The 6,634-nt window shown below is 67.4% G+C and carries 6 protein-coding genes; 3 read left to right on the top strand and 3 right to left on the bottom strand.

All coding sequences use genetic code 11. The features are described 5' to 3' along the window. Positions 1 to 21: 21 nt before the first annotated feature. Positions 22 to 837 carry a class I SAM-dependent methyltransferase gene (locus A5779_RS08465; protein WP_064880802.1) on the bottom strand — a complete coding sequence of 272 codons (816 nt, stop codon included), beginning with the start codon at positions 835 to 837 and terminating at the stop codon, positions 22 to 24. 161 nt (positions 838 to 998) lie between these two features. Between A5779_RS08465 and A5779_RS08470 the strand changes: the two genes are divergently transcribed. After that, complete coding sequence (locus A5779_RS08470; RefSeq protein WP_064880805.1) at positions 999 to 1,673, top strand: winged helix-turn-helix transcriptional regulator; 675 nt, start codon at positions 999 to 1,001, stop codon at positions 1,671 to 1,673. A gap of 4 nt (positions 1,674 to 1,677) precedes the next feature. Here the strand turns inward: A5779_RS08470 and poxB are convergent, their stop codons facing one another. After that, the gene (gene poxB, locus A5779_RS08475; protein ID WP_064880806.1) at positions 1,678 to 3,414 is read right to left on the bottom strand and encodes a ubiquinone-dependent pyruvate dehydrogenase; all 1,737 of its coding nucleotides are present in this window, start codon (positions 3,412 to 3,414) and stop codon (positions 1,678 to 1,680) included. Between the two features lie 71 nt (positions 3,415 to 3,485). Then, positions 3,486 to 4,253 (bottom strand): SDR family NAD(P)-dependent oxidoreductase, encoded by a 768-nt coding sequence (locus A5779_RS08480; protein WP_064880808.1) that lies wholly within the window; start codon positions 4,251 to 4,253, stop codon positions 3,486 to 3,488. A 232-nt stretch (positions 4,254 to 4,485) separates the two neighbouring features. Here A5779_RS08480 and A5779_RS08485 point away from each other — a divergent pair, with 232 nt between their 5' ends. After that, the gene (locus tag A5779_RS08485; protein WP_064880810.1) at positions 4,486 to 4,866 is read left to right on the top strand and encodes a GatB/YqeY domain-containing protein; all 381 of its coding nucleotides are present in this window, start codon (positions 4,486 to 4,488) and stop codon (positions 4,864 to 4,866) included. A 21-nt stretch (positions 4,867 to 4,887) separates the two neighbouring features. Then, on the top strand, positions 4,888 to 6,411 hold the full coding sequence (locus tag A5779_RS08490; protein ID WP_064880812.1) for an ATP-dependent DNA ligase: 1,524 nt from the start codon (positions 4,888 to 4,890) through the stop codon (positions 6,409 to 6,411). Positions 6,412 to 6,634 lie beyond the last annotated feature (223 nt).

Below are 6,634 nucleotides of genomic sequence, written 5' to 3' on the forward strand. Positions count from 1 at the left end.
GGTGCCAGCTGCCCGCTCCGGTCAATGCGTATTCGCCACCGTCAGCAGGTATTCCCACGGCATCGCCGAACCGGTGAGGAACCTGTCCCCGAGCGCAGCGATCTCCGCGTCCAAGGCCGCGACCCGGTCGGCGTCGGCGGCGATGGCTCGGTAGGCCGAAATCGTCGGACCGTAGTTGGCCTTGAAGTGGTCGCGGAACGCGGCGCCGTCTGGGAACAACACGACGTCCAGTTCCCGGCTTTCACAGGTCAACTCGCCGACCTGTTCGCCCAGCAGTGCGCGCAGGTACTGCTCGTCGCCCCACCGCGGCGGCGGGGACACACCGGCAGGCGGCGCGGGCACGTACGGCTTCATGGTGGCGAACAACTGGCCGATGAATCCCTCTGGCGTCCAGGAGATCAGGCCGATCCGTCCACCCGGGCGCGTCACGCGCAGCAGTTCATCCGCAGCCTGCTGATGGTGCGGGGCGAACATCACCCCGATACAAGAAAGGACCGTGTCGAACGAATCGTCGGCATAGGGCAATGCCTCGGCGTTGCCTTCGGCCCAGTCGACGGTCAACCCGGCCTCCGCAGTCAACCGGCGTCCCTCTTCGACAAGTTCCGGACAAAGGTCGCTGGCAGTCACCCGCGCGCCTGTCGCGGCGGCGGGGATGGCGACGTTGCCGGTCCCCGCGGCCACGTCGAGTACGCGGTCACCGGGCCCGATGCCACTGGCGTCGACCAGGACGGGCCCCAGTGGACGCACGATGTTCGCGGCGATCGCCGCGTAGTCACCGAGCGCCCACAGCGCCCGGTGTTTGGCCTCAAGTTCCCTGTCGGTGGTCGTGATGTTCATGGCGGGCTCCTCTCGCGGCGTGGCTTCATCGTCATCCCATACGGCCGGGGCATTCCAGTACCAGATCTGTAGCGGACCGGGTTCTGGATCTGTACTGGCTTCGACGCTCCGACAGCGGTGTACTTAGAAAGCTGCGTACTGTCCGGGGAGGAAGACCGCCGATGTCGACGTATGGCCAGTTCTGTCCCGTGGCCAAGGCCATGGAGTTGCTCGATGAACGCTGGACCTTGCTGGTGGTCCGGGAACTGCTGCGAGGCAGCGCGCACTTCAACGACCTGCGTCGCGGTGTGCCGAAGATGTCTCCTGCGCTGTTGTCCAAGCGGCTGAAGTCGCTGACCCGCGCCGGGGTGATCGAGCGTTCCGAGATAGATGGGCGGACGAGCTATTCGCTGACCCCGTGCGGGCAGGAACTCGCCGGTGTGGTCGATGCGCTCGGCTCGTGGGGCGTGCGGTGGATCGGTGAACTCGGCGAGCAGGATCTCGACCCGCACCTGCTGATGTGGGACATGCGCCGCACCATTCCCATCGAAGAGTGGCCGCGGTCTCGCACCACGATCGCGTTCGTCCTCGACGGCGTGGCGCCCAAGGCCTCGAGGTGGTGGCTGACGGTGAACGACGGGCAGGCCGACGTCTGCGATTTCGACCCCGGCTACGAGGTCGCCGGGACCGTGCAGACCGACCTGCGCACGCTGGTCGAGATCTGGCGCGGCGATGTCGGCTGGGCCCGCGCGGTACTCGACGGCAGTGTCGCGTTGTCGGGTTCCGCCGACGTACGCCGGGCCATCCCGAGATGGCTGGGCCAGAGCACGGCCGCGGCGATCCCCCGGCCGGCCTGAGCCATCAGTCCAGGATGCGACGGGCGACGTTGGTGGTGACCAGGTCCAGGAGTTCGTCGGCGCGCCCAGCCAGAATGGTGCGAATTGCATAGAGCGAGAAGCCCTTTGCCTGTTCGACGGTGATCGCCGGCGGTATCGACAGCTCCTGACGTGCGGTGTGCACGTCGACGAGCGCGGGGCCGTCATGAGCGAAGGCGCCGGTCAGGGCCCGTTCCAACTCACCCGGTTCGGTGACACGGCGGCCGAACATGCCCATGGCCTGGGCCACCGCGGCGAAGTCCGGGTTGACCAGGTCGGTGCCGAACGTGACGATGCCCGCGGCCTTCATCTCCAGCTCGACGAAGTTCAGCGACGAGTTGTTGAACACGATCAGCTTCACCGGCAGCTTGTTCTGGCTCAGCGTGACAAGCTCGCCGAACAACATGGTCAGTCCACCGTCTCCGGCCAAGGCCACCACCTGCCGGTCGGGGAACGCGGTCTGCGCACCGATGGCGTGCGGCAGCGCGTTGGCCATGGTGCCGTGGTTGAACGAACCGATCAGCCTGCGCCGGCCGTTCATGGTCACGTACCGGGCCGCCCACACCACCGGTGACCCGACATCACAGGTGAACACCGCATCCTCGGAGGCCAGCCGGTTGGCCAGTGCAGCAACATATTCCGGGCGGATCGGGGTCTTGTCACGATCGTTGACGGCCAACGAGTCGAGCGTGGCGCGGGTCTTGCGGTAGTGGCGTAGCGACCGGTCGAGGTGCTCGCGAGTGGTCTTGGGTCGCAACAGCGGTTGCAGTGCAGCCAGGGTGTCGGCGACACTGCCGCGCAGCCCGAGATCGATCGGGGTGCGCCGGCCGAGATTACGGCCGCGGATGTCGACCTGGATGACGGTGGCGCCTTCTGGATAGAACTGCTGATAAGGAAAGTCGGTGCCCAGCATCAACAGCGTGTCGGCTTCTTTGATGGCCTTGTACCCGGAGGCGAAACCGAGTAGTCCGGTCATGCCGACGTCGAACGGGTTGTCGTACTCGATGAATTCCTTGCCGCGCAGCGCATGGACGATCGGCGCCTGCAGCGTGGCGGCCAGCTCGATCAGGGCATCATGCGAACCGGCCACGCCCGCGCCGCCCAGGATCGTGACGCGCTCTGCGGCGTTGAGAATGTCGGCGGCTCGACGCACCGTTTCGTCGTCGGGACGCACGATCGATCGGGTCGGCCGCACCGGACAGGTCGCCCAGGCGCTCTCCCCCGTGCGCTGCAGGAAGATCTCGCCGGGGATGACGACGACGGCGACCCCGTTTTCCTCGACGGCCGCTCGCATTGCCATCTCCAGGATGCGCGGCGCCATCTCGGGGGTGCTGACCAGTTCGCAGTAGACGCTGCACTCGCGGAAGAGGTCCTGCGGGTGGGTTTCCTGGAAGTACTCCGACCCGATCTCGGTGCGTGGGATGTGGGCGGCGATGGCCAGCACCGGGACCCGGCTGCGCTGGGCGTCGAACAGCCCGTTGATCAAGTGCAGATTGCCCGGGCCGCAACTGCCCGCGCACACCGCCAATTGGCCGGTCAGTGCGGCATCGGCAGCAGCCGCGAACGCGGCGGTCTCCTCGTGGCGGACGTGCTGCCAGGTGATCTCGCCGCTGCGCCGGATGGCGTCGGTGAATCCGTTGAGACTGTCACCGGGAAGGCCGTAGACCCGCCGGACCCCGCTCAGCGTCAGTGCCGAGATGACTTGGTCTGCAATGGTCGCCATGCTGCCTCCCGGTATGCGGTTCCGGCGTGATCGCTGGCGCGGGCGCGCCCTCGATCACGCCGGAATTCACATTACTTGGGGGCGAAGCGCTGGCCGGCGTCCAAACGCAGGCACTGGCCGTTGAGCATCGGGTTCTCGGCGATCGCGACAGCGAGCTTGGCGTATTCCTCGGGCTTACCCAGACGCTTGGGGAACGCGGCGTCCTTGGTGAGCACCGCGGCGAACTCGTCGGGGATGCCCTCGGTGAGGCCGGTGGCGAACAGGCTCGGCGCGATGGCCAGCACGCGGATGCCCAGGCTGCCCAGGTCGCGCGCCATGGTCAGGCACATCCCGGCGATGGCGGCCTTGGACGCGGTGTAGGCGACCTGGCCGATCTGGCCCTCGAACGCCGCGATGGAGGCGGTGTTGATGATGACGCCGCGCTCCTCGGCCTCCGCATCGACCGGCTCGTTCTTGCTCATGTGCCAGGCCGCGAGCCGGCTGATGTTGAACGTGCCGATCAGGTTGAGGTCGATGGTGGAGCGGAACGAGTCCAGGCTGTGCGGTCCGTCTTTCTTGATGGTGCGCTCGCCGATGCCGCCACCTGCGGTGGTCACGATGATGTGCAGACCACCCAGTGCCGCGACAGCCTCTTCCAGCACCTTCTCGGTGCCGTCGAAGTCGGTGACGTCGACCGCGAAGAACGAACCGCCGATCGCGTCGGCCACTTCCTGGCCCTTGGACTGCGGCCGGTCCAGTACAGCCACGCTGGCGCCGCGCTTGGCCAGTGCCTCAGCGGTCGCGCGGCCGAAGCCCGACGCGCCGCCGACGACGATAGCCTTCTTGCCTTCGATCTCCATCTAGCTTCCTTTCCAAAAATGACCGAAATCGTAAAGCAACCTATCCCATCAACCCTTCCCGTAAGCCTTTCGGGTTCGATGTGCTGGTCCCCTGGGCCACCCTTTGCACCGCGAGCGTGCGGGTTTGTCCCCCGACACGCCGCATTTCGTCGACGCGCGCCGCACGTTCGCCGTCGTTGACCGTGCGTAAATCCCTCGACGCCGCCTCCGAGACCGCATAGGTTCGCCTGCCATGACCCCGGCAGAGCTTTGGCGCGACCGTCTCCGCGAATCCCTGCTGTCGGCACGCAAGGCCCGCGACACCAACCGCACCGCCGCGATCCGGTCGGCGTTGAGCGCCATCGACAACGCCGAGACACCGCAGGCCGATCAGACCGATACCCGCATCGGCGGAGCGATCGCCGGCGCGGTGTCGGGCGTCGGCTCCACGGAGGTGGCGCGCCGAGTTCTCAGCGACGACGAGGTGCGCGACCTCCTCCGGGCCGAGATCGATGAACGGCTTTCGGCGGCAAGCGGATACATCGCGAACGGGCATCACGAACGGGCGTCGGAGCTGCAATCGCAGGCCGCTGTCCTGGCCCAGGTTCTCGGCCAACCGCCGGAGGGTGTCTGAGCTCCGTGGCACGCTGAAGGCGTGTTGCTCGCTGACGTCGCCGCCGCATCCGCCGACATCGCGGCCGCCTCGGCGCGACTGGCCAAGATCGAACGTATCGCTGCACTGCTGTCGGTGGCCGCCACGCAGGGGCACGCCCGCACGGTGGCGGTCACGGTGTCCTGGTTGTCCGGGGAACTCCCCCAACGCCAGATCGGTGTCGGCTGGGCCGCTCTGCGCTCACTGCCGGCGCCGGCGGAGGTCCCCACGTTGACCATCAGCAGCGTCGACACCGCATTCACCGACATCAAAGGAATCGCGGGCAAGGGCTCTCAGTCGCTGCGCGCCGATTCGGTGCGCGACCTTTTCGCGGCGGCCACCGACACAGAGCAGACGTTCCTCCGGAGGCTCCTTGGCGGCGAGTTGCGTCAGGGCGCCCTGGCAGGCGTGATGGCGGACGCGGTGGCGCGTGCATCCGGCATCTCGGCGGTCGAGGTCCGGCGTGCGGCCATGCTGGCCGGTGACCTACCAGCGGTGGCCGCGGCGGCGCTCACCGGTGGCCGGGCCGCCCTGGCCGAGTTCAGTTTGCAGGTCGGCCGCCCGGTCGGGCCGATGCTCGCACAGACCGCCACCGGCGTCGTCGACGCGCTCGAACGGCTCGGCGGTACAGCGGTTCTGGAGGCCAAACTGGACGGCGCGCGCGTACAGATCCACCGCAGCGGCTCGGAGGTCTCGATCTATACCCGCAGCCTGGACGACGTCACCCACCGACTGCCCGAGGTGGTCGCGGCGGCACTGGCCCTGCCTGCCACCGATCTGATCGCCGACGCGGAGGCCATCGCGCTGCGGGCCGACGGGCGCCCACAGCCGTTTCAGGTCACCGCCGCCCGGTTCGGCCGCAAGAACGCAACTGACCTCGAACCGCTGTCGGTGTTCTTCTTCGATCTGTTGCACATCGATGGCAAGGATCTGCTCGACCTGCCCACCGGGCAGCGGCTGACCGCACTCGATGCGCTGGTACCTCAGGACCGGCGCGTCGACCGCGTCGTCACCTCAGACGGCGCGGTCGCGCAGGACTTCCTGGACCGCACCCTGGCCGCCGGCCATGAGGGCGTGATGGCGAAGTCGCCGACGGCACCGTATGAAGCCGGCCGTCGCGGCGCAGGCTGGCTCAAGGTCAAACCGGTGCACACCCTGGACCTGGTGGTGCTGGCAGTGGAATGGGGGTCGGGCCGACGCACCGGCAAGCTCTCCAACATCCATCTGGGCGCACGTGATCCGGACACCGGTGGATTCGTGATGCTGGGCAAGACTTTCAAGGGCATGACCGACGCGGTGCTGGCATGGCAGACCGAGCGCTTCCGGGAACTGCAGGTCGACGACGACGGCTGGGTAGTCACCGTCCGGCCCGAGCAGGTCGTCGAGATCGCCTTCGACGGCGTCCAGCGCTCGAGCCGTTACCCGGGCGGTGTCGCGCTGCGGTTCGCCAGGGTCCTGCGCTATCGAGACGACAAAACCCCGGGCGAAGCCGACACGATCGACACCGTGCGCGCATTCCTCACCTGACGCGGCGCCGTTCACCTCGTTAGGGTGCGGAAACCGGGATTCGATGCCGTCCTGTTTGGCTCGATGAAAAGATCACACCCGACGCGTATGACACTGGGCAAGCAAGGAGAGACCGTGGCAACACCAGATGCCCCACCGGCGGATCGCATCGAGGACCACGACGGCGACATCACCTACATCCGCACCGACAAAGATCTTCCGCCGGTGGCGATAGTCGACCGCT

Source organism: Mycolicibacterium peregrinum (assembly GCF_001665625.1).
GTDB classification, from domain to species: Bacteria; Actinomycetota; Actinomycetes; order Mycobacteriales; family Mycobacteriaceae; genus Mycobacterium; species Mycobacterium peregrinum_B.

Bases quoted from the DNA above. Each gene is read 5' to 3' on its own strand.
- A5779_RS08465 (WP_064880802.1), bottom strand. From the start codon at position 837: ATGAACATCACGACCACCGACAGGGAACTTGAGGCCAAACACCGGGCG.
- A5779_RS08470 (WP_064880805.1), top strand. From the start codon at position 999: ATGTCGACGTATGGCCAGTTCTGTCCCGTGGCCAAGGCCATGGAGTTG.
- poxB (WP_064880806.1), bottom strand. From the start codon at position 3,414: ATGGCGACCATTGCAGACCAAGTCATCTCGGCACTGACGCTGAGCGGG.
- A5779_RS08480 (WP_064880808.1), bottom strand. From the start codon at position 4,253: ATGGAGATCGAAGGCAAGAAGGCTATCGTCGTCGGCGGCGCGTCGGGC.
- A5779_RS08485 (WP_064880810.1), top strand. From the start codon at position 4,486: ATGACCCCGGCAGAGCTTTGGCGCGACCGTCTCCGCGAATCCCTGCTG.